Source organism: Agrobacterium leguminum (assembly GCF_005144435.2).
GTDB classification, from domain to species: Bacteria; Pseudomonadota; Alphaproteobacteria; order Rhizobiales; family Rhizobiaceae; genus Agrobacterium; species Agrobacterium leguminum.
Map to the genome: position 1 here is coordinate 1,955,197 of NZ_CP120211.1, position 25,797 is coordinate 1,980,993.

The window sequence follows — 25,797 nt, forward strand, 5'->3', positions numbered from 1 at the left end:
AACGATGCGCACGTCGCCCTATTCGGCCGCGTCCTGCGCCTCTGCGCTCTCATAGCTCGCGATCAACTCGGCCATTCCGGCCTGCGTATGACGCTTCAATTCCCGGCGATCGCTAGGCTGCGGCGCGAAGGTAACGGTGAGCCCCGTGTCCCTTATCGTACCAATGGCGAAGGACGCACCGGACAACATGCGCACGCCCTCATGCAGCCAAAGCGGATCGGTGGCGAAATGCTGGCCGATGCCGACCACGACGGGAATGCCCTGCCAATGCGACATGCGGTCGTAGTGAATGTGGCCCGCAAGAATGCCGATGACATCATGCTCGAACAGCACCTCGTCCAGAGCCTCGGTATCCGCGAAGGAAAGCGATTCCCACTCCGCATCCGGGCGGTCGAAATCGAGCGCCGGCGCATGGTGCATCACCAGCAGCTTCGGCAGTTCTGGGTGGTTTTCCAGCTCATCCTCCAGCCATTCGATCTGCCCCGGCTCGAAAGCGCCGCCGACCTTGCCCGGAACGCTGGTATCCATGACGATGATGTGGATACCGGCAATGACCTCGGCATGGTCATAGGGCTCGTCCAGATCCTCATGGCGGTCGAGCATGACCGGGTAGAAACCATCGCGGCGGTCGTGATTGCCGAGCGCGAAGAGCGCCGGCATATCGAGTTCCGCTTCCGCCATCAGCCGCTTGAGTTCCTCATAGCTGCCGGCATCGCCCCTGTTGGTCAGATCGCCGCTGGCGACGATGAATTCAGGCGGCGGCACGAGCGCCTTGATCTGCGCAAGCGTCGCGGAAAGCGTGGCCGAGGTCTCGGAATAAAGATCATCGTCCTGCACCTGCGGATTGCCCACATGCAGATCGGTCAGATGGACGAAATTCACCCGTTCGGACATGGTGTCCTCCTGTTGTTGCGTGCAGAAAATCCGGCTCGAAACGGCCTGTCCCGACCATTCGCGATGGTCCCGGCAAGCCCGACGATGTTCCGGTGAATGGGTAGCCGCCCTGTGTGTCACGCGAATGAACATCCGGCCGGGAACGACGCCTCAAAGGGACTTTTCACAGCATAGCTGTCGCCCGGCCCCTGCCCGTGATAATCGGACGGGCAGACCAACCGCAGTGAGACGTCCATGCCCGACATCAGGATCGCCCTTTACCAGCCCGATATTCCCGGCAATACCGGCACCATCCTGCGACTGGCCGCCTGTCTCGGCCTCGGCGTCGACATCATCGAGCCGGCCGGTTTCGATATTTCCGACCGTAATCTGAAACGGGCGGGCATGGATTATATCGCGGCGGCGGCGCTGACGCGCCATGTCAGCTGGGAGCGTTTCGAGGAATGGCGGGCAACCACCGGCCGCCGTCTCGTTCTCGCCTCCACCAAAGCCGCCCTGCCCTATACGAAGATCGCCTATCGCACGGATGACATCCTGCTTTTCGGCCGCGAAAGTGCGGGCGTACCCGACCATGTGCATGAAAAGGCGCAGGTGCGAATCATCATCCCCATGGTGGCGGGACAACGCTCCATCAACGTCGCCATGTCGGCGGCGATGATCGCCGGCGAGGCTTTGCGTCAGGTGGCATGGGCATAGGCGTCACTTTTAACGCCAATTTTTCGGGCAAATACAAAATTTGACCGTTTTTACTTCAAAACTGTCGCAACCCGGCCTGTACCGAGGGCATCGAGGCTCCTATACTGATTAGCCGGACAATAAAAATCGTGCTCGCCGGAACCATCCGCCGGCGGGTGTGAGGAGACGTCGCATGCAATCCACCATTGTCATCGTCAACCTTCTCGGCGCAGTCGCGCTGCTGCTCTTCGGCCTTGCCCAGGTCAAGGATGGCGTCACCCGCGCCTTCGGCATGAAACTGCGAAGCGTGCTGGCCACCGGCACCCAGAACGGTCCGCGTTCCTTCTTTTCCGGCTTCTTCGCCACCGTCGCGCTGCAAAGTTCGACGGCGACGGCGCTCACCGTCGCCTCCTTTGCTGAACGAGACCTCATCAGGCCGCGCATGGCGCAGGTGGTGCTGCTGGGCGCCAATGTCGGCACCGCCGTTACCGCATGGATCGTGGCAGCCGGGGTGGAATGGCTGTCGCCGCTGCTGATCCTTGCGGGCATTATTCTGAAAAAGGGCAGTTCCAATGCCCGGCAAGGCGGCGGAACGGCGCTGATCGGCATCGGCCTCATGCTTCTGTCGCTGCATCTGTTGAGCGGCGCGACAGAACCGATGCGCGCCTCGCCGGCTCTCGGCGTCTTTATCGGCCTGCTTGACGGGGCATGGCCCGTCGCGCTGATCTTTTCCGCCGTGCTCGCCTTCGTTTCGTCTTCGAGCCTCGCCGTCGTGGTGCTCATCCTGTCGCTGGCGGCCACCGGCACGCTTTCCACGGGCCTTATCATCGTGCTCATTCTCGGCGCCAATCTCGGCGGCGCCATTCCGCCGGTCATCGCCACGCTTTCCGGCCCCGCCTCGGCACGGCGCATCACCATGGGCAACCTTCTGGTGCGCACCATTGGCTGCCTCATCGCTCTGCCGCTCGCCTCCTATGGCGCGGAATTCCTGCAGCAATTGCCGCTTTCGCCCGCAAAATTGCCGGTCGACGCCCATCTGATCTTCAACGTCATTCTGGCGGCGCTGGCCTGGCCCTTCTCCGGCCTCCTGTCCGACCTGATGGCAAGGCTGGTGCCGGGCGATCCGAAAGCCGAAGACGGTCCGAATTTCCTCGACCAGCAGGCGCTGGACATGCCGGTCGTGGCGCTTGCCAACGCCACCCGCGAAGTGCTGGGCGTCGGCGACAGCATCGAGCGGATGCTGATCCGCGCCGAAAACGCCTTCAAGCACAACGATCTGGCGCCGCTTCAGGAGGTTTCCCTGCTGGAAAAGAAGGTCGACCGCCGCCAGCAGGAGGTGAAGGTCTATCTGTCGCAGCTGGGGCGCAAGGGGCTTTCCGACGAAGAAGCGCGTCGTTCGATCGCCATCATCGACTATGCCATCAACCTCGAACATATCGGCGACATCATCGAAAAGGGCATCTGCGAACAGATCCGCAAGAAGGTACTGAACAGCTTCAAGTTTTCCGACGACGGTTATGAGGAATTGAAAACCCTGTTCGACATGACCATCGAGAACCTGCGCGCCGCCCAGAGCATTCTGGTAACCGGCGATTTCGAACTCGCCCGCAGGCTGATGGAAAGCAAGGTGGATATACGCCGGCTCGAAAAACAGTCTTCGAACCGCCATCTCGAGCGCCTGCGCGACGGGTTTGCGGAAAGCATGCAGACCAGTTCGCTGCATCTCGACATGCTGCGGGATCTGAAGCGCATCAACGCCCATATCGTCACGGTGGCGCATCCCATTCTGGATGAAGGCGGTGTGCTGATCGAAAGCCGCCTGCGTTATGCCGAGCCCCGCGCCTAAAAGCATTCCGGGAAAGGCGAAAACGCTCTAAATTTCAATCGGCCGAAGGAAGCCGCCGCATGGTGAATTCGATGCGGTCGCCTTCCAGCTGCCGCCAGCTTTCCACTTCCGTCCAGTAGGCCGCTTTCGGAAAGCTGTCGAACCATTCGCGCGCCTTGGCGCGGGCTTCCTCGCGCCCGAGACAGAAGGTCTGCCGCACGAACATGCCATTGCGCGTCTTGTCGTCGCCCGAGCCTTCACGCGCCTTGCGGTGATTGGCGATCCTGCGCTTCAGCCCGTCCAGGGGCGGCGGTCCGGTAAATTTCGTCATGATATTCACCTCTGGCACCTACATCGATAAAGATAGTGCCCGCATGTGAACTTGGCGAGTCGAATTTGTGCGCGGGGCCTGCACCTGCTAGACGCGACAGGGAATCGACTTCACCAAAGGAGAATACGCATGGAACGGCCAATCTTGCCGAAGGGCTTGCCCGACGACATCGAGGACAAGAAGGCCCTTGCCCAAGCCTGGTTCCAGCATCTTCGCGACACCATCGTTAACTCCTTCGAGACCCTCGAAAACGACCTGACCGGCCCTCTTTCCGATCAGGAGCCCGGCCGTTTCGTCCAGAAAGACTGGCTGCGCGAGAATGGCGAGGGCGGCGGCGGCAAGATGTCGATGATGGAAGGCCGCGTCTTCGAAAAGGTCGGCGTCCACACCTCCACCGTCTATGGCGAATTCTCGCCGGAATTCCGCAAGCAGATACCGGGTGCGGAAGAAGACCCGCGTTTCTGGGCTTCGGGCATTTCGCTCATCGCCCATCCCGTCAACCCCAACGTGCCGGCCGTGCACATGAACACCCGCATGGTCGTCACCACCAGCCACTGGTTCGGCGGCGGCGCGGATCTGACGCCGGTTCTGGGGCGCAGAAGGACGCAGGAAGACCCGGACAGCCAGCTTTTCCATCGTGCCTTCGAAATCACCTGCAACCGCCATCGGGTTGCCGATTATCCGCGCTACAAGACATGGTGCGACGAGTATTTCTTCCTCAAGCACCGTAACGAAGCCCGCGGCATCGGCGGCATCTTTTTCGACTGGCTGCACCCGCAGGAGGAAAATGGCGGCTGGGACGCCAATTTCGCCTTCGTGCAGGATGTCGGCCGCGCCTTCAATCTGGTCTATCCAAAAATCGTCCGCGCCAATTTCAACCAGAATTGGACGGAAGAGGACCGCGACGAACAGCTCATCCGCCGCGGCCGCTATGTGGAATTCAACCTGCTTTACGATCGCGGCACGATCTTCGGCCTCAAGACCGGCGGCAATGTCGAATCGATTCTCTCCTCTCTACCGCCGGTAGTGCGCTGGCCCTAAAAAACCTCACGTAAATTTGACGCTCATCAGCCAATTTGTCGCAAATAGCGCAAATTAGGACTTATGGAAAAATCAAGGCAATGATAGTCTCCTCCTCGCAGACGTACTGGAGGAGCTATCGTCATGATTACTTCGAACAGCATGCCTATCTCTGCTTCCCCCGAGGAAGCCCAGCATTCCATTGATACCCCTGATTTGATCGATCGCCTGGCAGCGGAAATGCGCGCCACGGGTGATCGCGAACTGCCGCATTCCTTTTATGTCGAACAGGTAAAACGCACGCTGGCCGGAAAAACGGCAAAGCGGGCGGACAATGACGAAATGCCTCGTACAAAAATTCCGGCAGCCGGCACATCCTCTGTTTTCCAGTGCTGGGCGATGCCCGAATAGGGGCCTGAATAAGGTCGAAGGACGCCGCTCTGGAACATAAGCGGTGAACATTCGTTTCTTGTCGGAGGGACAGCAGGCAATTGAATTGCTGTCCCTCACTCTCGCACATTCTCCCTGTCGAAAATCGATTCCGGTTTTCGACAGGGAGAATGTGCAGACTCAAAATGTTAGAGCGTCCTTTATGCGTCCGAACGGACGCATGGCGCTCTAAAACAGGGAGGCAAGACCATGAGACTGTTTGAATGTGGAACGCTCGTGCCCGGCTGTGCCTGGCACACGCGCGCAGATGACGATGCCGAAGTTGTGCGTCGCACCGTGGAACATATGCGATCGGCGCACGGCGAAACCGTCATCCGCGAGAACATGATCGAAAACATCAAATCCCGCATTCGCGACGAGGCAAATGCGGCCTGAGCCGCAACGCCGCCGTCGCTGACCTCAATTTTCCAGCATATCCTTCAACCGGGCGGTCAACGCTGCCCGGTCGAGTGAGAAATTGACGTCGATCCACTTTTCCTCAAGGCTTTTCAGCACTTCGCCCACCTTCGGGCCGGCCTCGACGCCCGCTGCCATCACATCCGCACCGCTCAGCGGAAAGCCCGGTTTGTGGAATTTTTCCGCCCGCGTCAGCAAAGTCGAAAGCCGCGCCACTTTCTGCATGGCCGTGTCGCCAGCGGAAAGATCGGCGCGGGCCGAAGCAAGCGCCAGTTTCAGCCGCGTCTTCACGCCCTCGACGCCCTGACGATAAAGCAGCCGGTCGAGCGCCGTCTCCTTCAGCTCTGGATCAGCCGCCGGAGCCGAAGCCCAATGGGCAAGATAACCCGCTTCGACCTTCGACAGCCGCAGGCGCGCGGCAAGGGCGGCCAGCCTGTCCCTGTCCGGCGGCACGATGGCGGCAAGCCGCAGCATCGGGTCCACCGCCCAGCCCAGAGCCTGCTCCGTCGCCACCAGCCCGTGAATGGCGTCGATGCCCCATTTTTCCGTCTCGGGAAGAATTTCCGCCAGAACGCCGGATTGCCGCATCCACAAAAGGGCGCGGGAAGGATCGCGGGCGGAAAGCAGCTTTTTCAGTTCGCTCCACACCCGCTCGGCTGAAAGCGTGCCCAGCTTGTCCTTGGCCCGCGCGCTTGCCCGCAAGCCGTCGGCATCCGGGCGGCCGGAACCGTAGTGCGCGAAAAAGCGGAAAAACCGGAGAATCCGCAGATAATCTTCCGAAATCCGCATCGCCGCATCGCCGATGAAGCGCACCGTACCGGTCTCGATATCGGCAAGGCCATCGATAAGGTCGATGATATCGCCCTTTTCATCGGCATAGAGGGCATTGATCGTGAGGTCGCGCCGCTCGGCGTCGGTCTGCCAGTCGGTGCCGAAAGCCACCTGCGCGTGGCGGCCATTGGTTTCGACATCGCGGCGCAACGTCGTCACCTCGAAACCTTCGCCATCGATCACCAGCGTTACCGTGCCGTGCTCGATGCCGGTCGGCACCGCCTTGATGCCCGCCGCCTTGGCCCGCGCAACAACCATGTCAGGGGTCAGCGTCGTCGCCATGTCGACATCGACCACCGGCAGGTCCATCAGCGCATTGCGCACCGCGCCGCCAACGATCCGCACCTCGCCGCCATCGGCATTCAGAAGCGTAAAGATGCGCTTCAGCGCCGGTTTTTGAAACCAGTCCCGCCCGGCAAGGCTGCTCATGAATAAAACCTCTCGTAAATCGTCCTGACGATGCCCGCCGTAATGCCCCAAATGTAACGTTCGCCATAGGGCATCTCGTAGAAAAACCGCTCCTTCCCCTGAAAGATGCGGCTGCCGCGCCCGTGATTGGCCGGGTCCATCAGAAAGGACAGCGGCACCTCGAAAACCTCATCCACTTCGGTTGGATTGAGCGTCAGGTCAAAGCCGGGCCGAACGATGGACAGCACCGGCTTGATGCGGAAACCCGTCCCGGAAATATAATCCGGCAGGCGGCCGACCGTTTCCACGAAGGACCGCGAAAGGCCGATTTCCTCTTCCGTCTCGCGCAGCGCCGCCTCTTCCGGTGTGCGGTCCTCGGCATCGATGCCGCCGCCCGGAAAGGAGATCTGGCCGGAATGTTTGCGCAACGTCGAAGTGCGCTGGGTGAAGATCACCCGCGCATCGTTGCCATCGTCAATGACCGGCACCAGCACGGCGGCGTCCTTCAGCCTGATGCCGTTTCCAGACAGCACCACGCCCGGATTGAGCACATGGTCGCCATGCTCCCGTTCCGCCACGCCCTCGCCTTCCTGCAGCACCCGGCAGCGGAAATCGGCGGCGGTAAAAGTCTTGAATGCCGTTGTCGTCATTGCGAAAGCCGTTCCAGTTCCTTGGCGGGCATCACCGGAAAAGTCACCCCGCCGGAGCGCACGGCGAACATGTCGACGCCCTCCACTTCGATCACCTCACCAAGTGCGACGAGATCATACATCACCGCCCGCGACACGAGCGCTTCAAGCCGGCCGCGCACCAGAAGATAGGGCTTCAATTCGCGGTTCTCACCGAAAACCTCGAACCGCAGCGGATGCTCCGGCCCCGCCTCCACCACATCGCCGACATTGGTGCGAAAGGTCAGCAGCGGCTCGCTATCATCCTCACCCGCCGTCAGCTTCATTTCCACGGCGACGAAAGGCGCGTCCACGACGCGGATGCCGACTTTTTCCACAGGAGTTACGAGATAGGTTTTACCGTCCTCATCCTTGCGCAGAACCGTGGAAAACAGCCGCACTAGCGGTGCCCTGCCGATGGGGGTGCCGAGATAGAACCAGGTGCCATCGGCGCGGATTTCCATGTCGAGATCGCCGCAAAAGGGCGGATTCCAGCGTTCCACCGGGGCCGGCCCACGTTTGGCGTCGCCGGTCTGTTCGGCGGCGCGGGAAATCATCGCCGCAAGCCCCGCCGCATCATCAGCCGAATTTATCGTCTCCGCTGCCATATTCGAGTCTCGCTTTGCCGATAAGGAAATACTAAGTCACGACATAGTCATTCGAATGGCGCTTGTCAGCGGCCAAGAGAGCAATAAGCTATATGCAGCGCAAAATCCGTCCCGGCCGACTGCCAGCAAAACCGGGATGCGACTGTGACAGCGGCGAAGGTATGAGGAGAGCGACATGGGCGTGATGAATACCGGCGAAACCCTCGATGAAAAGGCCATCGTCGCCGCGGCCGAAAAGGCGCTTTCCGACATCGCGGCCATCCGCACGGAAGTCTCCAAGGTCATTTTCGGCCAGGAAAAAGTGGTGCAGAACACGCTTCTCGCCATCCTCTCCGGCGGCCATGCGCTGCTCGTCGGCGTTCCCGGCCTTGCCAAGACCAAGCTCGTCACCACGCTCGGCACCGTGCTCGGCCTCGATGCCAATCGCATCCAGTTCACACCGGACCTGATGCCGTCGGACATCCTCGGTTCCGAAGTCATGGATCAGGACGAAAACGGCCGCCGTTCCTTCCGTTTCATCAAGGGGCCGATTTTCGGCCAGTTGCTGATGGCCGACGAAATCAACCGCGCCAGCCCGCGCACGCAGTCCGCCCTTCTGCAGGCCATGCAGGAATATCACATCACCATGGCCGGCCAGACCTATGAGCTGCCGAAGCCGTTCCACGTTCTCGCCACCCAGAACCCGTTGGAGCAGGAAGGCACCTATCCGCTGCCTGAAGCCCAGCTCGACCGCTTCCTGCTTCAGGTCGATGTCGGTTATCCCGAGCTTGCCGCCGAACGCCAGATCCTGCTCGACACGACAGGCACCGCCTCGGGTGAAGCACGCGGCGTGATCGATGCCGGGCGCCTGATGGAAATCCAGGCCCTCATCCGCCAGATGCCGGTCAGCGACAAGGTGGTGGATGCCATCCTCTCGCTCGTCCGCTCCGCCCGCCCCGGCCATGGCAACAAATTGACCGACAAACACGTTGTCTGGGGTCCGGGTCCGCGCGCCGGCCAGTCGCTGATGCTGACGGCCCGCGCCCGTGCGCTCTACGAAGGCCGGCTCGCGCCGTCGCTGGACGATGTCCATGCGCTCGCCGAACCGGTGCTGGAACACCGCATGGCGCTGACCTTTGCGGCCCGCGCCGAAGGCATGTCGGTGCGCGATGTCATCGCAGCGCTCGTGGAGCAGGCGAAGAACTGAACGCACGTTCGCGAAAGGACTGCATGTGGCATCCATCGGCCAGATCGTAGACAAGACGCCGGGTAGCGAGGTTCTGGCGCGTGCGCGCCAGCGCGCAGCTCTGGTGCCGGACTGCATGGTCGAGGCAAAGCGCATCGCCAACACCGTCACCGCCGGCTGGCACGGCCGTCGCAAGCGCGGCATCGGCGAAAATTTCTGGCAGTTCCGCCCCTATGCCGAAGGCGAAAGCCTGTCACGCATCGACTGGCGGCGTTCTGCCCGCGACGACCATACCTATGTGCGCGACCGGGAATGGGAAGCCGCCCACACCATCTGGCTCTGGGCCGACATGTCGCCGTCGATGATGTTCAAATCCACCCTCGGCTCCGTCTCCAAGGAAAGCCGGGCGCTGGTGCTGATGCTGGCGCTGGCGGAAATCCTTGCGCGCTCGGGAGAACGCATCGGTTGTCCCGGCATCATGGAGCCGGTCTCGGCCAGAAACGCTGCCGAACGGCTGGCCGCCGCCATCATGCACGCGCCGCTGACCACCGGCATGCCGGAAACGGGCATGATCCGCGGCGCGAGCGACATCGTCCTCATCGGCGATTTTCTCGATGATGCCAAAGCCGTGATGGAGCGGATTTCGCCGCTCGCACGGCGCGGCCTGCGCGGCCATGTGGTGGAAATCGCCGATCCGGCCGAGGAAACCTTCCCCTATTCCGGCCGCACCGAATTCATCGACCCGGAAACCGGCGAAAAACTGGTGTCCGGCCGTGCCGAAACCATTCGCGAGGATTACACCCGCGCCTATCTCGCAAGGCGTGAGGCGCTGTCCTCGTCGCTGCGCCGTCTCGGCTGGAACTTCGTGTTCCACCGCACAGACCATCTCGCTTCCGAGGCGCTCGTCGCCATGCATATGTATCTTTCCGGCGCGCCGGCACAGGGCGGTGGGCAAGGCGGTGGGCACAGATGAGCGCATTGCCTTTCGTTTTCACAAGCCCCTATATCCTCTTCGGCCTTCTGGCGCTGCCCGCCATCTGGTGGCTGCTGCGGCTCACCCCGCCGCGCCCCAAGGCGGAAGTGTTTCCGCCGCTGAAGATATTGGCGACGGTGCTGAAACGCGAGGAAACGCCCTCGAAAAGTCCGTGGTGGCTGACCCTGCTGCGCATGGCGCTTGCCGCCGCGGTGATTCTCGCGCTGGCCGATCCGGTGGTGAACCCGCGCAACAACAGCATTGCCGGCAGCGGCCCGCTGGTGCTGGTGGTCGACAATAGCTGGGCCTCCGCGCCCGACTGGGAAAGACGCGTGGCCACCGCTCAGGCCCTGATCGGCGATGCGGAGCGCGCCGACCGCCCCGTCTCCATCAGCTTCACCGCCGATGCGGAACATGACGCCGTACCGGGAACGACAGCCGTTGCACTGGAAAAGCTCGCCGCAGCAAAGCCGAAGCCGCTCGTTCCAGATCGTATCCGCACGGCGGAAGCCATCACCGAGGCGCTGAACGGCGCGGCCCCCGGCACGATTGCCTATATTGCCGATGGTGTTCAAACCGCGCAGGATGAAAGCGCGATGAGAACGCTTGCCAGCCTCTCCCCAGCCGAATTCCGCATCGTGAAGGGCGACGGCAAGGCGATCACCGCCATTACCGGCGCCACCAACAATGCCGATGCCATGAACGTCACACTGTCGCGGCTCGATACCGCCGAAGCCGCCCGGATAACCGTCAATGCACAGGACAGCCAGGGCCGCATCCTCGCCAACGGCATCGCGAACTTCGCGCCCGGCGCGGCCGAAACCACGGCAACGGTGGAAGCACCTTTCGAGCTGCGCAACGATTTCGCCCGCCTCTCCCTCGAAGGCGTGTCGACGGCGGGTGCGGTGCATCTTCTCGACGACGGCTTCCGTCGCCGCCGCGTGGCGTTGCTGGCCGGCGAAACCGGCAATGATTTCCAGCCGTTGCTGCAGCCGCTTTATTATATCAGCCGCGCGCTGCAGCCTTTCGCCGATCTCATTCCGCAGCGGCAGGCCGATCTGGCGCAGGCGATCCCGGAAATCCTGCAATCCAATCCTTCGGTCATCGTCATGGCCGATATCGGCCGTCTGCCGCAGGAAACCTATGAGCCGATGCAACGCTGGCTCGCCGGTGGCGGCACGCTGATCCGTTTTGCCGGACCGCGCCTTGCCGCAGCCCCGGCCGACGATCCGCTGGTGCCTGTAACGCTGAGACAGGGCGAACGCGCGCTTGGCGGCGCGCTCTCCTGGGCCGAGCCGCAGCCGCTTGCCGATTTCCCGAATTTCGGCGCCTTTGCCGGCATGCCGAAGGCCGATGGCGTCCTCGTCAAACGTCAGGTTCTGGCCGAACCGACACCGGATCTGGCTGAACGCACCTGGGCAAGCCTTGCCGACGGCACGCCGCTCGTCACCACCCGCAATGTCGAGGCTGGCCGCATCGTGCTCTTCCATGTCAGCGCTGAGGCGAGCTGGTCCGACCTGCCGATCTCGGGCCATTTCGTCGATATGCTGCGCCGTATCGTGCAATTGTCGAAGGCGGGCGGCGCTTCCGCCAACGCCAATGCCCCGGCCGCTGCCTTGCCGCCCTTCCGGTTGCTGACGGCGGAAGGCGCGCTTTCAGCCGAAATCGGCACTGCCCGGCCGCTGGAAATGCGCGCCGGCCAGCCGCCCCGCACCGGTTTCGACAATCCCCCCGGCCTCTATGGCACAGAGGATGGTTTCGTGGCTCTCAATCTCCTGCCCGCAGGTGCGACGCTGCGCCCGCTCGACGCATCCGTCGCCGGCGTCAGCACCACCAGTGAAGCCCTGATCGGCGAAACCGCGAAATCGCTGCGCCCTGCTCTGTTCATCGCCGCCTTCCTGATGTTGATTGCCGACAGCCTGATCGTGCTCTTCATGAACGGCGCCTTTGCACGCCTGCCGAAAGCCCGCAGCGCGACAGTCGCCACCGTGCTTCTGGCGCTTGGCGCTTTTGCCGCCATGTCGCCAACCGACGCCCGCGCCGACGATCCCAAACCCGGCGACGAGCAGATCTTCGAGCGGCTGGACACGACGCATCTCGCCTATGTCCGCACCGGCGAAGACGATGTCGACCGCATTTCCGAACAGGGGTTGCAGGGGTTGAGTGAATTCCTGACCTGGCGCACGACGCTGGAGCCCGGCCAGCCGGTCGGTCTCGATATTTCCAAGGATGAATTGTCCTTTTATCCCATCATCTACTGGCCGGTTTCCGCAACGGCACCCATGCCCTCAAGCGCCGCCATCTCGCGCATCGACGCCTATATGCGCGCCGGCGGCACCGTGCTGTTCGATACACGCGACCAGTTCTCTTCGCTCGATACCGGTGCGACCAGCCCTAACGGCGAACGCCTGCAGGCGATCCTCGCCAATATCGATATCCCACCGCTGGAGCCTGTGCCGGAAGACCACGTTCTGACGCGCTCTTTCTACCTGCTCACCAATTTCCCCGGCCGTTACAACGGCTCGCCTCTCTGGGTGGAATCGCGGCAGGGGGCGGCGAAGACCACCTCGGGCCTCTCCTCCTCCGGCGATGGCGTGACGCCGATCATGATAACGGGCAATGATTTTGCCGGCGCATGGGCCGTCGATCCGCAGGGCGCGCCGGTTCTGCCAACGGTGCCGCCGGATGAGATGCAGCGCGAACATGCCTTCCGCTCCGGCGTCAACATCATGATGTATATGCTGACCGGCAACTACAAGGCCGATCAGGTCCACGTTCCCGCACTTCTCGAACGGTTGGGGCAGTGACATGACATTGACCTTCGCCCCCTTCCTGCCGTGGATCGTGATTGCCGTTCTGGCCGTCGCCGCCCTTCTCCTCTCCTTCATCGGCCTGTGGCGCGGCGTGCGCGGTGCGTGGCTGCGCGGGCTGGCGCTTGCCGCCCTGCTTGCGGCCATCGCCAATCCGCTTCTGACGCAGGAGGAGCGCGAGCCGCTCTCCACCATCGTGCCCGTCATCGTTGACCGTTCGCAGAGCCAGGACGTGCAGGACCGGCCGCAAATGACCGATACGGCGCTGGAGACGCTGAAAGACCGGCTGTCACGCTTCCCGCGCATCGAGCCGCGCATCGTTGAAGTGCGCGACAATGGCGAGAGCGATTCGCCCTCGACGCAGTTATTCTCGGCGCTTTCCTCCGCCGTCTCGGATGTCTCGCCGTCGCGCGTCGGCGGCGCGATCTTCCTCAGCGACGGCCAGATTCACGATATTCCGAATGCCCTCCCCAATGCCGAACAGGCGCTGGGCTTCCGCGCGCCCGTGCATGGGCTGATCACCGGCAAGGCCGATGAATTCGACCGCCGTATCGAGATCGTTCGCGCCCCGCGCTTCGGCATCGTCAATGAGGAACAGCAGCTGACACTGCGCGTCTTCGATGATGGTCGCCCCGCCGGCGGCGGTGCGGCGGAAGTGACGGTGAAGATGAATGGCGAAGAAATCGCCACGCTGCAGGCGACACCCGGCCAGCCGACACCGTTCAATTTCAAGGTTCCGCGCGGCGGCAACAATGTCATGGAATTTTCCGTCGCCGAGCTTCCGGGCGAAGTGACGGCTGCAAACAACCGCGCCGTTCACCTGATCGAAGGCATCCGCCAGAACCTGCGCGTGCTGCTCGTTTCCGGCGAACCCCATGCCGGCGAACGGGCGTGGCGCAATCTCCTGAAATCCGACGCCTCGGTCGATCTGGTGCATTTCACCATTCTGCGCCCGCCGGAAAAACAGGACGGCACGCCGATCAACGAACTCTCGCTGATCGCCTTCCCCACCCGTGAATTGTTCGTCGAAAAGATCGAGGATTTCGACCTCATCATCTTCGACCGTTACCAGCATCGCGGCGTGCTGCCGATCCTCTATTACGATTACATCGCCCAATATGTCGAAAAGGGCGGCGCGCTCTTGATCGCCGCCGGGCCGGAACATGCCGGTCAGGATTCGATCGCCATGACGCCGCTCGCCTCCGTGCTGCCGGCGCAGCCGACCGGTCAGGTGCATCAGGCCGCTTTCTACCCGCGCCTTTCGGAAGCGGGCAAGAAGCACCCCGTCACCCGCGGGCTGGAAGGTTCAGGCAACGAGCCGCCGCAATGGGGCCGCTGGTTCCGCACCATCAGCGTCGACCCGCCGCAGGGCCAGACCGTGATGCTAGGCGACGGGCAGGACCCGCTTCTGGTACTGAACCGCCAGGGCGAAGGCCGTGTAGCCATGCTGCTGTCCGATCAGGGCTGGCTGTGGGCGCGCGGTTTCGAAGGCGGCGGCCCGCATGTGGCGCTTTACCGCCGCATCGCCCACTGGCTGATGAAGGAGCCCGAGCTTGAGGAGGAGGCGCTGACGGCGCGCGCCAATGGCCGCACCCTGCAGATCACCCGCCAGACCATCGGCGACGATCCCGGTCAGGCCAGCGTGCGTTTCCCTTCCGGCAAGACGGAAAACATGGCCTTCACCAGCACCGAGCCCGGTCTTTACAGGATCGAGCGCCGCATGGACGAAACCGGCCTGTTCGAAATCAAAAACGGCGATTTCACTACCCTCGTCCATGTCGGCGCGGTGGATGCGCCGGAATTCAAGGCGATGATCTCGACCACCGAAACGCTGAAACCGTTGGCCGATGCCACCAGAGGCAGCGTACACCGTGTCACTGACAATTCCGGCCGTATCGCGCTGCCCGATATATTGCCCGTGCGCGGAGATATCAGGGTTGCCGATGAGGATCGCATGCTGATACGCATGACCGACGAGACGGTGCTGAAAGGCGTCAATACCCTGCCGCTCTTTGCCGGTTTTGCCGGGCTTGCCACCCTGCTGCTCGCCTTCTCCGCACTTTGGTGGCGTGAGGGCCGATAAGGGCGTTTCCAGCGAAGGGCTTAAGGCGCTTCACGTCTCGGATTGGAAACGAGGAAACGGCCGCCGCCCGGCGGCCCGGGAAGATGAACATGAATTTCATTTTGAGCGACGTCGCGGATGCAGAGGCCGAAAAGGCCATTCGCGATCCGCTGGTGGCCTATAATCTCGCCCGTTTCGGCGAAAGCGACAAACGCGAACTCAACATCACCATTCGCGACGACGACAATACCGTCACCGGCGGTCTGGTGGGCTATACCGCTCGCGGCTGGCTTTACGTGCAGCTTCTTTTCGTGCCGGAGGCCATGCGCGGTCAGGGCACAGGCCCGAAGCTGCTTGCCATGGCGGAGGAGGAAGCCAGAAAGCGCGGCTGCATGGGTGCCTATATCGACACGATGAACCCGGATGCCCTGAGAACCTACGAACGCTACGGTTTCACGAAGATAGGCTCGCTTGCGCCGCTTTCCACGGGCCAGACGATCACATGGCTGGAGAAACGTTTCTAGCAGGCTGTTGAAAATCGTCGACGATTGCGCACGTCGTTACCCCCTCTGTCCTGCCGGACATCTCCCCCTCAAGGGGGGAGATCGTTCCGTGGCGATGTCTCGCACCTCTCGACGGTCGAGAATGAAGCGGCGAGAAAGCCTCTTGCCGATCTCCCCCCTTGAGGGGGAGATGTCCGGCAGGACAGAGGGGGTAACGACACCCAGCACCGTCGATGATTTCAACTGTCGTGTACTGTGGAAGCAGATTAAATGCGACGCGCTTTATCTCTTTGTTTTTATGCATGTCTCCCAAAACCGCCGCACAGTTTCGGAGACATGCTTTAGGCGGCGATCCCCGATACCTCACCGTCGACCGTTCGGCCCATAGCCTCGCGGATTTGCTGGCGAAGCCATACGGCTCCGGCATCCGCGTCAGTCTGCAAGGTCCAGACCATGGCGACGGGCGGGAAACTCAGCGTCACCGGCACAGGGCTTATTTCCAGCCCCAGCATGGGCGCATAACGCAGCGCGATGCGTGAGGACACGGTCGCCAGCACCGCCGAGGATCGCGCCGTCGCCAGCACCGAGAGGAAATCCGGCGCAGCTGCGACGACATCGATTTCCAGTCCGCTCAGTTCCAGCGCATCCTTGATGCAGCCATGCAGGCTGTCCGTCTGCGATATGACCGCATGTTTGGCCTCCATATAGGCGTCCAGCCCGACGGGATTGGGCAGATCGAGCAAGGCCGGATTGAAGCAGCACAGCACGCTGGAGGAATAAAGCGGCTCGCAATGATGGCGTTGCTCTTTCGAATAGGTGCATCCGACCGCCATGTCGATCACGCCCGTATCGAGCATCGCCGTAATTTCCTGCTCCTGCCCGCTGCGGGCCAGAATGCGAATGCCGGGCGCAATCTCCCGCAGCCGCGCCGTCAGATCCGGCAAAAGCAACAGCTCCACCTCGCTCGACATGCCCAGCCGGAACGTGCGGCGCTCGGTGGCCGGATCGAATACATCCGCTGTCATCACCGCCGCCTGCGCCTGCCTCAGCGCCTGCCGCACAGGGCCGGCCAGATGGAGCGCCCGCGCCGTCGGCTTCATCTCCTGCCCCACGCGGATGAAAAGCTCATCCTGAAACAGGGTGCGCAGGGTGGAGAGATTATGGCTCATGGCCGGCTGCTGGATTTTCAGCCGCCGCGCGGCGCGCGTAACGTTCATCTCCTCCATCATCGCATCGAAAGCGATGAGAAGATTGAGGTCGAAGGAGCGGAGATTGAAATGATCGATAGTTTGCATAAGTCACATCGATTTGATTGCTGACCTCCCTACACTTAGCTGGAGTGCGGAAAGTTTCAAGACATTCCCTCAACCCAGGAGCTCCCAATGCCGTCCCGTCGCTCACTTCTCAAAGGCGCCGCCAGCGCCATCTTCGCCGCCCCTTTCGTTGCACCCGCCGTCGCATTCGCCAAGGCGCCGCTTGCCGCCACGCAGGCACCCGGCTTTTATCGGCTGATGGTCGGCAAGGTGGAAGTCACCGCCCTTTCGGACGGCGTCATCGCGCTGCCGCTCGCCAAGATTTACACCAACACCACGCCGGAACACGCCTCGAAGGTCCTACAGGAAGCCTTCCTGCCGGAAGAGACGCCCACCTCGGTCAACGCCTTTCTCGTCAACACCGGCGACAGGCTGGTGCTGATCGACGCCGGCACCGGCGCCTATCTCGGCCCGTCCCTTGGCAGGCTCGTCACCAATATCGAGGCCTCCGGTTATAAAACCGCGGATATAGATGACGTTGTCCTCACCCATATCCATACCGACCACTCCGGCGGGCTATCGGCCGATGGCAAACGCGTCTTTGCCAATGCGACCCTTCACGTCAACGAGCGTGAAGCCGCTTTCTGGCTCGATGCGGCAAAGGCCAAGGCGGCCCCTGAAGCGCTGAAGAAGGGTTATGCCGAAGCGAAGGAAAGCATCCAGCCCTATATCGATGCCGGCAAGTTCGAGACATTCGGCGACAATGCTGCGCCGGTTCCCGGTCTCGGCTCTATCCTTTATGCCGGCCACACGCCCGGCCACAGCGCTGTCGTTCTCGAAAGCGACGGCCAGAAAATCGTCTTCTGGGGCGATATCACCCATGGCGATATCCTCCAGTTCGATGAGCCTGACGTGGCCATCGAATTCGACGTCGACCAGAAGGCCGCCGTCGTGGCGCGCGATCTGGCATTCCGGCAGGCGGTGGAAGGCAGATATCTGGTGGCCGGCGCGCATATCGCCTTTCCCGGCATCGGCCATGTGCGCACCGACAGCACCAATTACGATTGGCTGCCGGTCAACTACACGGCGCTGTAAGGTGCGAAACAGCCTGGCCTGATCCTCAACGGGTCAGGCCATTGCGCGAAAACGACGCGTCAGGTCAGCGCCACCTGCCGCGTTTCCGCGTTGATCATCGTCGCGGCAATGGCGGCAAGCACCAGCAGACCGGCGAAAATGCCGATTGCGACGCCAAAACCCTGCGCTATGGCATAACCAAGCAGAGACGGCGCCAGCAGGCCGCCGAGCCTTGCCATGGCGCCTGCGGCCCCCATGCCGGTCGCCCGCGATTCCGTCGGGTAAAGCTCCGGCGTATAGGCATAAAGCGCCCCCCAGGTGCCGAGCAGCGCAAAGCTCATGATGAGAAGCGAGGCGGCGATCATCGCGCCCGCCGAAGCCAGCGTGAAGAGCAGGCAACCGAGCGCTGAGAGCAGGCAGAAACCGATCAGCGTCGGCTTGCGGCCCCATTTTTCGACGCCATAGGCGGCAAGCGCATAACCGGGGATCTGCGCCAGCGCAACCAGCACCAGAAAACCATAACCGCGCACGAAACCGAACCCGTCTCCGGCCAGTTTTGCCGGCATCCACGTAAAGACGCCGTAATAAGAAACGGAAACAAGGAACCAGATGGCGAGGATCATGATGCTGCGCTGCCGGAGCGCCGGTGAAAATATCCCCTGCCCCTTGCCCACGTCAGGCTGGAAAAGCCCGGTCCCGGCATCGAGCGGCGCACGCCCATTCGTCACCAGCATGCGGTTGACGACGGCCTTGGCTTCCTCCAACCGCCCGCTGCGCAGCAGGTAAAGCGGCGATTCCGGCACCAGAAAGCGCAGGCCAAGGCCGAGAACCGCCGGAAATGCCGTCACGGCGAAAATATAACGCCAGGCATCGGCGACACCGGCAAGGCTGGCGCCCCAGGCCGCCAGCGCCACGATCAGCGTTCCGACAGCCCAGAAACCCTCCAGAAAGACCAGCCAGCGGCCGCGATTTTTGGCGGGCAGGAACTCGGCCATCATCGCATAATCCACCGGCAGCGTGCCGCCCACGGCCGCGCCTGTGAGAAAACGCAGGACGAGCAGAATAGTGAAATCGGGCGCGAACACGGAAAGCACGCCGAACAGCGCGTCGCAGGCCACGGTGACGATCAGCACACGGCGACGCCCGTAACGATCCGCCAGCCGCCCGAAACCGGCAGCACCCAGCAGCATGCCGAAAAAGAACGCCGTGCCGGTCTGCAGCGCCTGCGGCACCGTCAGGCCGAAGGTTGCGGCAATCGAGGCGGCGGTGAAGCCAACGGCCTGAACCTGCATGGCATCCGCGGCCCAGACGAGGCCGAATATGCCCATCAGCCGCCGCTGATAGGCGCCTGCGCCCGCGCGCTCCAGCGCATCGTTCATGGTGATAGCCGTCATGCCCCGCCCCTTTGCAGAAATCGACTTTGACTTGCTATCGTATAGGGGGAGGAAACGGAATTGAATTCTGTGGAGGGAGACGCGTTGTTTCGAAACAGGCTACCGGAAGAAGATTTCACCACACAAAAAGACGTGCACGGCAGTCTCGATGTTTGCCATAGCGCGCAACGCCCCTTCCGTCATGCCGGACTTGATCCGGCATCCAGTCACGGCGCGTCTGCGCCGTGGGAAGAGTCCTTTCAGCCCAAAGACTTGGGCTGGCTGGATTCCGGCTCAAGGCCGGAATGACGGGGTTTAATGTTGCACCAAAAAGCACAAAGCCCCTTCGGATACCCCCTCAGCCGTAAACCCTGAGCGGCTCCTCAAAACCCTCATCTTCCGCCGTGGCGGCCGGCATCACGGCCTCGCATTTGCGCCAGCCGATCTTGCCCTTCAGCCGCTGGTGCACGTCGTCGCCAATCGGCACAACGAGCACCCGGTTCGGGTCGACCGGGCCGGGAAAATCGAGCGCCGCATAAGCGACCTTCTCGAAACCGAGCGGCATGTAATAGGGTGGATCGCCGATCAGGATCACCGCTTCGGAGCCCTTCCGCCGGGCGGCGGCAATGGCGATCCGGACGAGTTCCCGGCCGATGCCCTTGTTCTTGTGCGAGGGCCGAACCGCAAGGGGCCCGAGCATATGGCCCTTCACCCCACCCGCCAGAACCGGCGTCATGCGCACAGAAGCAATGGTCTCCCCATCATCGGCGCAGACAAAGGACAGCGCCCGGTCATGCGACCCCTGCTCACGGATGCGCGCCGCCGCACGGGTGTGCCGACCGGGACCGAATGCTTCTTCGTTGATGACGTCGATGATGGCGTCGTGCGACGCGTCCTCGGTGAGGTAGACAAGATCGTGCTTGGACATGAAGAGACCGAAACTTCCAGAATGCGGATGCGACAATAGGTGACGGCTGCGCCGGTAAGGGCGTTCAGGAGCGTCAGCGTCGTCGGAGCATCCGTGGTTCGATCATAGTCAGCAATTTCCTCAGATTTGTGAAAATTGCAGTTATCAGGAAAATTCCCACCCGTCCAGAACAAATCTCTGCGCTATCCCATTCAGTTTCCACAGGACCGGAAACGCATTGTTCAACGCCTTGCGGGTTCGCGGGAGAGTGCAGAACGGTTAGGATCGCTCAAAAGGAAACAATCAAGGAGATGGTCATGGGCATGCTGGTGGAAGGCGTATGGAAAGACGTCTGGTATGACACCAAGGAAACCAAGGGGCACTTCAAGCGCAGCGCCTCGCAATTCCGCAACTGGATCACAGCGTATGGCGCAGCCGGCCCTTCCGGAGAGGGCGGGTTCGAGGCGGAGAAGGACCGTTACCACCTCTATGTCTCCTTCGCCTGCCCCTGGGCGCACCGCACCCTGATTTTCCGGAAGCTGAAAAAGCTGGAGGACCTGATTTCCGTCTCCGTCGTCGATCCGCTGATGCTCGAAAACGGCTGGGAATTTAAGCCTGAGGGCGAGCGCACGCCGGGCGCGACCGAGGATCACCTCTTAGGCTCCTCGACGCTCTGGCAGGTCTACACCAAAGCAGACCCCAAATATTCGGGGCGCGTTACCGTGCCGGTGCTTTGGGACAAAAAGCGCGGCACCATCGTCTCCAATGAATCAGCGGAAATCATCCGCATGTTCAATTCCGCCTTCAACGATCTCACCGGCTCGCAGGCCGATTATTATCCCGAAGCGCTACGCGCCGAGATCGATGCGCTGAACGACGTCATCTACGACACCGTCAATAACGGCGTCTACAAGGCCGGTTTCGCCACCACGCAAGATGCTTATCAACAGAATGCCGTGAAGGTGTTCGAAACGCTGGATATGCTGGAGGATCGCCTGAAGGACCGGCGTTTCCTGTTCGGTTCAAAACAGACGGAAGCGGACTGGCGCCTGTTCACGACGATGGTGCGGTTCGACCCCGTCTATGTCGGCCATTTCAAATGCAATATCCGCCGCATCCACGACTATCCGCACCTGACGGGTTACCTGCGCGATCTTTACCAGACGCCGGGCGTGCCGGAGACGGTCGATATGCGCCACATCAAGGAGCATTATTACCGCAGCCACCGCACCATCAACCCGACCGGCATCGTGCCCGTCGGCCCGGAACTGGACCTGACAATGGCCCATGGCCGCGAGGCGTTCTCCTGACGGAAAGCCGTTACTACCAGTGGTCGGCGATCGCCGCTTCGCCGGCAAGCTCGGCAAGGCGGCGACGGGTTGCGGCCGTCACCCCTTCGGGCAGCTCCGACAGGTCGAAAAAGCCGCTTTCGGCAATTTCATGATCAGGCTTTTTCGGTTTGGTCTGGGAGACGTCAAGCCGGTACAGCGCCACATGATCGCGATTGCTGCCTTCCAGATTGAGATAGACATGGATCAGCTCCGGTTTGGAGGCCGCTTCGAGATTGCCTTCTTCGCGGATTTCCTTGTGCAGCGCCATCAGCAGGGTCTCGCCGCGCTCCACCCCGCCGCCCGGCAGATACCAGCCCGGAAGATAGGTGTGCCGCACCAGAAAAATCCTGCCTTTTTCATCGAAACAGGCCGCACGCACGCCAAGAGTTGCGCCGCGCGTGAACAGAAAAACGAAATGCAGAAAGCGGATGAAGACACGCATATGGAACGGACGGGCCTGCCGCCCGGTTGTTTCGTCATTCACCCTGGTTTCTCCCCGCCTGCCGGCTTTTATTGGACGCGCGGCATATCATAGGTTATCTCTGCCGCCATGTTCAAACTTGCGCATATTTCAGACGTCCATTTGGGGCCACTGCCAAAACTCACTTTCCGCGAACTTGCATCCAAGCGTATCACCGGTTTTGTCAACTGGCACCGCAACCGCCGCCAGCATCTCTTCACCGATACGCTGGAAAAACTGCTCGACGATCTGGAGACAAAGTCGCCGGATCATCTGGCTATTACCGGCGATCTCGTCAATCTTGCGACCGGCATTGAAATCCGCGCCGCCGCCGACTGGCTCGAGGAGGTGGGCGATCCCGAAAGAACCTCCGTCGTTCCCGGCAATCACGACGCCTATGTTTCCGGCGCGCACGACAAGGCCATGCAGGCCTGGTATCCTTACGTGCGCGGCGATGGCGACCCGCTGGAATGGGACGACGACCGCAAGATTTTCCCCTATATGCGCGTGCGCGGTCCCGTCGCACTGATCGGCTGCTCCACCTCGATTGCGACGCCGCCCTTTTCGGCAACCGGCTACTTCGGCAACCGGCAGGCCCGCGCCACCGCGGAGCTTTTGAAAAAAGCCGGCGAGCAGGGCCTATTCCGCGTTGTGATGATCCATCACCCACCGATCCGCGGCGCCGCCCCCACCCACAAGCGCATGATCGGCATCCGCCGTTTCGCCGCAGCGTTGGGCGTCGGCGGAGCGGATCTGGTGCTGCATGGCCATACCCATCTCAACACAGTCTACTGGCTGAACACCCACCACGGGGAAGACCACATCCCGGTCGTCGGCATTTCCTCCGCCAGCCAGGGACCGGGCGGTGAAAAACCACGCGCGGCCTATAATCTCTTCCATATTTCCGGTGGCCCCGGCACCTGGAATGTCGCCTGTGAGCGCCACAGCCTCAATGAGACGGGAACGGGTATAGCGCTGGAGGATGTGCGGGTGTTTTATGAAAACGGGCGGCCGCTGGGGTTTTCGCTGCTGGGGTAGTAGGTTCGCTACGGTGAGGTTGGAGCGTGAGATTCACCCCCCTCTGCCCTGCCGGGCATCTCCCCCTCAAGGGGGGAGATCGACTCGTGGTTGGGTCTCGCCCATCTCAACATTTGCGGATGAAGTGCCGGTAGCGCTTCTTGCTGATCTCCCCCCTTGAGGGGGAGATGCCCGGCAGGGCAGAGGGGGGTAAAGCCCCACCCTCAAAGCAAACTCACTTCGCCCGCTCTTCCAGCACCCGATTGGCCGCCGAAACAATCGCCTCCAGCGACGCCGCCACGATATTCGTATTGACGCCTGCCCCGAACAGCTTGCCGCCCGGATGCTCCATCTCGACATAGGCGATGGCCGAAGCGTTCGAGCCATGCTGCAGCGAATGCTCCGAATAATCATTTACCGACAGGTCAACCCCGAGATAGACCGACAGCGCATTGATAAACCCGTCGATCGGACCGGTTCCCTTGCCCTCTATACGCTTCACCTCGCCATTATCGGTGATTTCGGCAGCCACGATGCGCACACCCTTGAAATCGCCGGCCGGATAGGTGTGGTGATCCACGAACTTGATGCGCGCATTCGGCTGCGTCACATAACGCTCGATAAAGCGCTCGTAGATGCGCTTGGCCGGCAGCTCCACGCCCTCTTCATCGGTGATGCGCTGGATATCCTCGCGGAATTCCACCTGCAGGTTGCGCGGCAGGTTGATGCCGTAATCCTGCTGGAGAATATAGGCGATGCCACCCTTGCCGGATTGCGAGTTGATGCGGATGATCGCCTCATAGGAGCGGCCGACATCCTTCGGGTCGATCGGCAGATAGGGCACTTCCCAGACGGGATGATTGGCGACCTTGATCGCCTTCATGCCCTTGTTGATCGCATCCTGATGCGAGCCGGAGAAGGCAGTGTAGACCAGCTCGCCGACATAGGGGTGGCGCTCGGGGATCGTCATCTCGTTGGAATATTCGTAGACATCCTTGATGCGCTCGATATCGCGGCAATCCAGCTCAGGGTCCACACCCTGCGTATACATGTTCAGCGCCAGCGTCACGACGTCGACGTTACCCGTGCGTTCGCCATTGCCGAACAGCGTGCCTTCGACACGGTCAGCACCCGCCATCAGGCCCAGCTCGGTCGCGGCGATGCCGGTGCCGCGGTCATTATGCGGATGCAGCGAGATGATGACGTTTTCGCGATTGTCGATGTTGCGGCACATCCATTCGATCTGGTCGGCATAGATGTTCGGCGTCGCCATTTCCACCGTCGAAGGCAGGTTCAGGATCAGCTTGTTGTCGGCCGTCGGCTTCACCACCTCGACCACGGCGTTGCAGATTTCCAGCGCCACTTCCAGCTCTGTACCGGTAAAGCTCTCAGGCGAATATTCGAAGCGGTAGCCGCCGCCGGCCTTCGCCGCCATGTCAGTGATCATCTTGGCCGCATCGACGGCGATCTGCTTGATGCCGTGCACATCCTTGCCGAACACCACGCGGCGCTGCAATTCCGAAGTGGAATTGTAGAAGTGGATGATCGGCTTGTTAGCGCCTTCCAGCGCCTCGAAGGTGCGGGTGATCAGCTCCGGGCGGCACTGCACCAGCACCTGCAGGGAGACATCGTCAGGCACATTGCCCTCTTCCACGCACCAGCGGGCAAAATCGAAATCTGTCTGCGAGGCGGAAGGAAAACCGATCTCGATTTCCTTGAAACCCATTTCGAGCAGCAGCTTGAACATGCGGGCCTTGCGGTCGTGACCCATAGGGTTGACCAGCGACTGGTTGCCGTCGCGCAGGTCCACCGAACACCAGATCGGCGCCTTGTCGATGGTCTTGCCCGGCCATGTACGGTCGGGGATATTGATGGTCGGGTAAGGGCGATACTTCACGCTCGCGTCAGCCATGCCCTTGGAAATATTGGTGATCTTGCCGTCCATTTCGCTTCCTCCTTGCGCAGTCCGCGGGCGTCTTTCGCCATCGGCGGATGCGCGGCCCATGAGGGCCTAAATCCAGTATAAAATGAGATTTCGAGATGAGGAGCGTTTGCACCAGCGGGCTTTCGGCCGCCGGGCGCTCCTCACTGGACCCGGCAACCGCGTGTAAGGTCGAGGCTAAGAAGCGAGAGTGCACCGCACGGCGAGGCCTTCGCAGAAATCTGCGCGCTCATGCCGAAAATGGTTGCGATGCTGTTGCTCATGGCGATGTGTATAAACAGCGGCTGGCAGTCTGACAAGTGATCTTGTGATGCGCAGGCTTATTTTGCTTGACGGCCAGTCTCCAGCCTTTCAGCGATCCACAATTTGACAAGCGATTGCCGGGTCACACCGAGACGACGTGCTTCGTTGTCGAGATCGTTGACGACCCACGTCGGAAAATCGATGTTCACGCGCTTGGGTTCGATGTTCAGATGGCGCGCCGTCGACCAGTCGAGATATTCGCTGATGTCTTCGCCATCATCGGCCATCCTGTCGAATTCTTCTGCGCTTATTGTCTTCATAATGATACCTCTCTAATTTTCGGACACGGCGCACGGAAATGATGCGAATACGGCCACCCCGCACTGTATGGACAGCCAACCACAACTTCTCCCCGAGAATTGCGATGAGGGCAAACCGCTCTTCTCCAATATTATGCGCTGTAACCGTCAAACCGTATTTATCGTGCCACAATGCCTGTGCATCGACAAAATCGATGCCGTGTTTGTCTTTATTGCCAGCGCTCTTTATCGGATCAAATTCGAATACCATGAGAATAT

At 61.5% G+C, this 25,797-nt stretch carries 26 protein-coding genes; 14 read left to right on the forward strand and 12 right to left on the reverse strand.

What is annotated here, in order from left to right; genetic code table 11:
* Nucleotides 1–18: 18 nt before the first annotated feature.
* Nucleotides 19–894: a phosphodiesterase gene (locus CFBP4996_RS09565; RefSeq protein ID WP_080851202.1), complete on the reverse strand. Its 876-nt coding sequence runs from the start codon at nt 892–894 to the stop codon at nt 19–21.
* Nucleotides 895–1,128: 234 nt separating this feature from the next.
* Here CFBP4996_RS09565 and CFBP4996_RS09570 point away from each other — a divergent pair, with 234 nt between their 5' ends.
* The gene (locus CFBP4996_RS09570; RefSeq protein WP_080851200.1) at nt 1,129–1,590 is read left to right on the forward strand and encodes a tRNA (cytidine(34)-2'-O)-methyltransferase; all 462 of its coding nucleotides are present in this window, start codon (nt 1,129–1,131) and stop codon (nt 1,588–1,590) included.
* A 172-nt stretch (nt 1,591–1,762) separates the two neighbouring features.
* Nucleotides 1,763–3,415 (forward strand): Na/Pi cotransporter family protein, encoded by a 1,653-nt coding sequence (locus CFBP4996_RS09575; protein WP_080851198.1) that lies wholly within the window; start codon nt 1,763–1,765, stop codon nt 3,413–3,415.
* 34 nt (nt 3,416–3,449) lie between these two features.
* Here CFBP4996_RS09575 and CFBP4996_RS09580 read toward each other — a convergent pair whose 3' ends face one another.
* Nucleotides 3,450–3,725: a hypothetical protein gene (locus CFBP4996_RS09580; protein ID WP_003523094.1), complete on the reverse strand. Its 276-nt coding sequence runs from the start codon at nt 3,723–3,725 to the stop codon at nt 3,450–3,452.
* Between the two features lie 129 nt (nt 3,726–3,854).
* Here CFBP4996_RS09580 and hemF point away from each other — a divergent pair, with 129 nt between their 5' ends.
* From hemF to CFBP4996_RS09595, 3 genes are all read left to right on the forward strand, one after another.
* Nucleotides 3,855–4,766, forward strand: a complete 912-nt coding sequence (hemF, locus tag CFBP4996_RS09585) for an oxygen-dependent coproporphyrinogen oxidase (RefSeq protein ID WP_080851196.1) — start codon at nt 3,855–3,857, stop codon at nt 4,764–4,766.
* Between the two features lie 123 nt (nt 4,767–4,889).
* The gene (locus CFBP4996_RS09590; RefSeq protein ID WP_080851194.1) at nt 4,890–5,156 is read left to right on the forward strand and encodes a hypothetical protein; all 267 of its coding nucleotides are present in this window, start codon (nt 4,890–4,892) and stop codon (nt 5,154–5,156) included.
* A gap of 228 nt (nt 5,157–5,384) precedes the next feature.
* Nucleotides 5,385–5,570, forward strand: coding sequence for a DUF1059 domain-containing protein (locus CFBP4996_RS09595; RefSeq protein WP_003523091.1), 186 nt, complete (start codon nt 5,385–5,387; stop codon nt 5,568–5,570).
* A 24-nt stretch (nt 5,571–5,594) separates the two neighbouring features.
* Here the strand turns inward: CFBP4996_RS09595 and CFBP4996_RS09600 are convergent, their stop codons facing one another.
* From CFBP4996_RS09600 to CFBP4996_RS09610, 3 genes are read right to left on the reverse strand one after another with little or no spacing between them, the layout of a single operon-like run.
* Nucleotides 5,595–6,851 (reverse strand): CCA tRNA nucleotidyltransferase, encoded by a 1,257-nt coding sequence (locus CFBP4996_RS09600; RefSeq protein WP_080851192.1) that lies wholly within the window; start codon nt 6,849–6,851, stop codon nt 5,595–5,597.
* Complete coding sequence (locus CFBP4996_RS09605) at nt 6,848–7,480, reverse strand: NUDIX hydrolase (protein ID WP_080851189.1); 633 nt, start codon at nt 7,478–7,480, stop codon at nt 6,848–6,850. Before CFBP4996_RS09605 ends, CFBP4996_RS09600 begins: the two co-directional genes overlap by 4 nt.
* A complete protein-coding gene (locus CFBP4996_RS09610) occupies nt 7,477–8,106 on the reverse strand; it encodes a DUF1285 domain-containing protein (protein ID WP_080851187.1) in 630 nt (209 codons plus the stop codon). Before CFBP4996_RS09610 ends, CFBP4996_RS09605 begins: the two co-directional genes overlap by 4 nt.
* Nucleotides 8,107–8,281: 175 nt before the next feature.
* On the opposite strand from CFBP4996_RS09610, the gene CFBP4996_RS09615 reads away from it, so the two are divergent.
* The 5 genes from CFBP4996_RS09615 (at nt 8,282) to CFBP4996_RS09635 (ending at nt 15,640) form a co-directional block, all read left to right on the forward strand.
* On the forward strand, nt 8,282–9,292 hold the full coding sequence (locus tag CFBP4996_RS09615; protein WP_003523087.1) for an AAA family ATPase: 1,011 nt from the start codon (nt 8,282–8,284) through the stop codon (nt 9,290–9,292).
* 25 nt (nt 9,293–9,317) lie between these two features.
* Nucleotides 9,318–10,244, forward strand: a complete 927-nt coding sequence (locus CFBP4996_RS09620; protein WP_080851185.1) for a DUF58 domain-containing protein — start codon at nt 9,318–9,320, stop codon at nt 10,242–10,244.
* On the forward strand, nt 10,241–13,051 hold the full coding sequence (locus CFBP4996_RS09625) for a DUF4159 domain-containing protein (RefSeq protein ID WP_080851182.1): 2,811 nt from the start codon (nt 10,241–10,243) through the stop codon (nt 13,049–13,051). Before CFBP4996_RS09620 ends, CFBP4996_RS09625 begins: the two co-directional genes overlap by 4 nt.
* A gap of 1 nt (nt 13,052) precedes the next feature.
* On the forward strand, nt 13,053–15,137 hold the full coding sequence (locus CFBP4996_RS09630; RefSeq protein ID WP_080851178.1) for a hypothetical protein: 2,085 nt from the start codon (nt 13,053–13,055) through the stop codon (nt 15,135–15,137).
* An 89-nt stretch (nt 15,138–15,226) separates the two neighbouring features.
* Nucleotides 15,227–15,640, forward strand: a complete 414-nt coding sequence (locus CFBP4996_RS09635; RefSeq protein ID WP_080851176.1) for a GNAT family N-acetyltransferase — start codon at nt 15,227–15,229, stop codon at nt 15,638–15,640.
* Between the two features lie 320 nt (nt 15,641–15,960).
* Here the strand turns inward: CFBP4996_RS09635 and CFBP4996_RS09640 are convergent, their stop codons facing one another.
* Nucleotides 15,961–16,914 (reverse strand): LysR family transcriptional regulator, encoded by a 954-nt coding sequence (locus CFBP4996_RS09640; protein ID WP_080851174.1) that lies wholly within the window; start codon nt 16,912–16,914, stop codon nt 15,961–15,963.
* 87 nt (nt 16,915–17,001) lie between these two features.
* Between CFBP4996_RS09640 and CFBP4996_RS09645 the strand changes: the two genes are divergently transcribed.
* Nucleotides 17,002–17,967 carry an MBL fold metallo-hydrolase gene (locus CFBP4996_RS09645; protein WP_080851172.1) on the forward strand — a complete coding sequence of 322 codons (966 nt, stop codon included), beginning with the start codon at nt 17,002–17,004 and terminating at the stop codon, nt 17,965–17,967.
* 59 nt (nt 17,968–18,026) lie between these two features.
* On the opposite strand, the gene CFBP4996_RS09650 is transcribed toward CFBP4996_RS09645, so the two are convergent.
* Nucleotides 18,027–19,340: an MFS transporter gene (locus tag CFBP4996_RS09650; protein ID WP_080851169.1), complete on the reverse strand. Its 1,314-nt coding sequence runs from the start codon at nt 19,338–19,340 to the stop codon at nt 18,027–18,029.
* 60 nt (nt 19,341–19,400) lie between these two features.
* Between CFBP4996_RS09650 and CFBP4996_RS09655 the strand changes: the two genes are divergently transcribed.
* Nucleotides 19,401–19,628 carry a hypothetical protein gene (locus tag CFBP4996_RS09655; protein ID WP_137396242.1) on the forward strand — a complete coding sequence of 76 codons (228 nt, stop codon included), beginning with the start codon at nt 19,401–19,403 and terminating at the stop codon, nt 19,626–19,628.
* A 49-nt stretch (nt 19,629–19,677) separates the two neighbouring features.
* Here CFBP4996_RS09655 and CFBP4996_RS09660 read toward each other — a convergent pair whose 3' ends face one another.
* Nucleotides 19,678–20,247, reverse strand: coding sequence for a GNAT family N-acetyltransferase (locus tag CFBP4996_RS09660; protein WP_080851167.1), 570 nt, complete (start codon nt 20,245–20,247; stop codon nt 19,678–19,680).
* Nucleotides 20,248–20,543: 296 nt separating this feature from the next.
* Between CFBP4996_RS09660 and CFBP4996_RS09665 the strand changes: the two genes are divergently transcribed.
* Nucleotides 20,544–21,536, forward strand: a complete 993-nt coding sequence (locus CFBP4996_RS09665) for a glutathione S-transferase family protein (RefSeq protein WP_080853113.1) — start codon at nt 20,544–20,546, stop codon at nt 21,534–21,536.
* 13 nt (nt 21,537–21,549) lie between these two features.
* Here CFBP4996_RS09665 and CFBP4996_RS09670 read toward each other — a convergent pair whose 3' ends face one another.
* On the reverse strand, nt 21,550–22,041 hold the full coding sequence (locus tag CFBP4996_RS09670; protein ID WP_080851165.1) for an NUDIX domain-containing protein: 492 nt from the start codon (nt 22,039–22,041) through the stop codon (nt 21,550–21,552).
* A 66-nt stretch (nt 22,042–22,107) separates the two neighbouring features.
* Between CFBP4996_RS09670 and CFBP4996_RS09675 the strand changes: the two genes are divergently transcribed.
* Nucleotides 22,108–23,055: a metallophosphoesterase family protein gene (locus CFBP4996_RS09675; protein ID WP_080851163.1), complete on the forward strand. Its 948-nt coding sequence runs from the start codon at nt 22,108–22,110 to the stop codon at nt 23,053–23,055.
* A 214-nt stretch (nt 23,056–23,269) separates the two neighbouring features.
* Here CFBP4996_RS09675 and leuA read toward each other — a convergent pair whose 3' ends face one another.
* The 3 genes from leuA to CFBP4996_RS09690 all read right to left on the reverse strand — a co-directional run bounded on the left by leuA (nt 23,270) and on the right by CFBP4996_RS09690 (nt 25,789).
* Nucleotides 23,270–24,979, reverse strand: a complete 1,710-nt coding sequence (gene leuA / locus CFBP4996_RS09680; RefSeq protein WP_080851161.1) for a 2-isopropylmalate synthase — start codon at nt 24,977–24,979, stop codon at nt 23,270–23,272.
* A 317-nt stretch (nt 24,980–25,296) separates the two neighbouring features.
* Nucleotides 25,297–25,539 carry a type II toxin-antitoxin system BrnA family antitoxin gene (brnA, locus tag CFBP4996_RS09685; RefSeq protein WP_020808480.1) on the reverse strand — a complete coding sequence of 81 codons (243 nt, stop codon included), beginning with the start codon at nt 25,537–25,539 and terminating at the stop codon, nt 25,297–25,299.
* Nucleotides 25,496–25,789, reverse strand: a complete 294-nt coding sequence (locus tag CFBP4996_RS09690; RefSeq protein WP_080851159.1) for a BrnT family toxin — start codon at nt 25,787–25,789, stop codon at nt 25,496–25,498. The genes brnA and CFBP4996_RS09690 overlap by 44 nt, the downstream gene beginning before the upstream one ends.
* Between the last annotated feature and the right edge of the window lie 8 nt (nt 25,790–25,797).

Excerpts from the sequence above, each read along its gene's own strand:
- CFBP4996_RS09650 (WP_080851169.1), bottom strand. The coding sequence starts at position 19,340 with ATGACGGCTATCACCATGAACGATGCGCTGGAGCGCGCGGGCGCAGGC.
- CFBP4996_RS09580 (WP_003523094.1), bottom strand. The coding sequence starts at position 3,725 with ATGACGAAATTTACCGGACCGCCGCCCCTGGACGGGCTGAAGCGCAGG.
- CFBP4996_RS09690 (WP_080851159.1), bottom strand. The coding sequence starts at position 25,789 with ATGGTATTCGAATTTGATCCGATAAAGAGCGCTGGCAATAAAGACAAA.
- CFBP4996_RS09635 (WP_080851176.1), top strand. The coding sequence starts at position 15,227 with ATGAATTTCATTTTGAGCGACGTCGCGGATGCAGAGGCCGAAAAGGCC.
- CFBP4996_RS09665 (WP_080853113.1), top strand. The coding sequence starts at position 20,544 with ATGGGCATGCTGGTGGAAGGCGTATGGAAAGACGTCTGGTATGACACC.
- CFBP4996_RS09575 (WP_080851198.1), top strand. The coding sequence starts at position 1,763 with ATGCAATCCACCATTGTCATCGTCAACCTTCTCGGCGCAGTCGCGCTG.
- CFBP4996_RS09630 (WP_080851178.1), top strand. The coding sequence starts at position 13,053 with ATGACATTGACCTTCGCCCCCTTCCTGCCGTGGATCGTGATTGCCGTT.
- CFBP4996_RS09610 (WP_080851187.1), bottom strand. The coding sequence starts at position 8,106 with ATGGCAGCGGAGACGATAAATTCGGCTGATGATGCGGCGGGGCTTGCG.
- CFBP4996_RS09595 (WP_003523091.1), top strand. The coding sequence starts at position 5,385 with ATGAGACTGTTTGAATGTGGAACGCTCGTGCCCGGCTGTGCCTGGCAC.
- leuA (WP_080851161.1), bottom strand. The coding sequence starts at position 24,979 with ATGGACGGCAAGATCACCAATATTTCCAAGGGCATGGCTGACGCGAGC.
- CFBP4996_RS09570 (WP_080851200.1), top strand. The coding sequence starts at position 1,129 with ATGCCCGACATCAGGATCGCCCTTTACCAGCCCGATATTCCCGGCAAT.
- CFBP4996_RS09675 (WP_080851163.1), top strand. The coding sequence starts at position 22,108 with ATGTTCAAACTTGCGCATATTTCAGACGTCCATTTGGGGCCACTGCCA.
- CFBP4996_RS09600 (WP_080851192.1), bottom strand. The coding sequence starts at position 6,851 with ATGAGCAGCCTTGCCGGGCGGGACTGGTTTCAAAAACCGGCGCTGAAG.
- hemF (WP_080851196.1), top strand. The coding sequence starts at position 3,855 with ATGGAACGGCCAATCTTGCCGAAGGGCTTGCCCGACGACATCGAGGAC.
- CFBP4996_RS09565 (WP_080851202.1), bottom strand. The coding sequence starts at position 894 with ATGTCCGAACGGGTGAATTTCGTCCATCTGACCGATCTGCATGTGGGC.
- CFBP4996_RS09615 (WP_003523087.1), top strand. The coding sequence starts at position 8,282 with ATGGGCGTGATGAATACCGGCGAAACCCTCGATGAAAAGGCCATCGTC.
- brnA (WP_020808480.1), bottom strand. The coding sequence starts at position 25,539 with ATGAAGACAATAAGCGCAGAAGAATTCGACAGGATGGCCGATGATGGC.
- CFBP4996_RS09660 (WP_080851167.1), bottom strand. The coding sequence starts at position 20,247 with ATGTCCAAGCACGATCTTGTCTACCTCACCGAGGACGCGTCGCACGAC.
- CFBP4996_RS09645 (WP_080851172.1), top strand. The coding sequence starts at position 17,002 with ATGCCGTCCCGTCGCTCACTTCTCAAAGGCGCCGCCAGCGCCATCTTC.
- CFBP4996_RS09625 (WP_080851182.1), top strand. The coding sequence starts at position 10,241 with ATGAGCGCATTGCCTTTCGTTTTCACAAGCCCCTATATCCTCTTCGGC.
- CFBP4996_RS09605 (WP_080851189.1), bottom strand. The coding sequence starts at position 7,480 with ATGACGACAACGGCATTCAAGACTTTTACCGCCGCCGATTTCCGCTGC.
- CFBP4996_RS09590 (WP_080851194.1), top strand. The coding sequence starts at position 4,890 with ATGATTACTTCGAACAGCATGCCTATCTCTGCTTCCCCCGAGGAAGCC.
- CFBP4996_RS09640 (WP_080851174.1), bottom strand. The coding sequence starts at position 16,914 with ATGCAAACTATCGATCATTTCAATCTCCGCTCCTTCGACCTCAATCTT.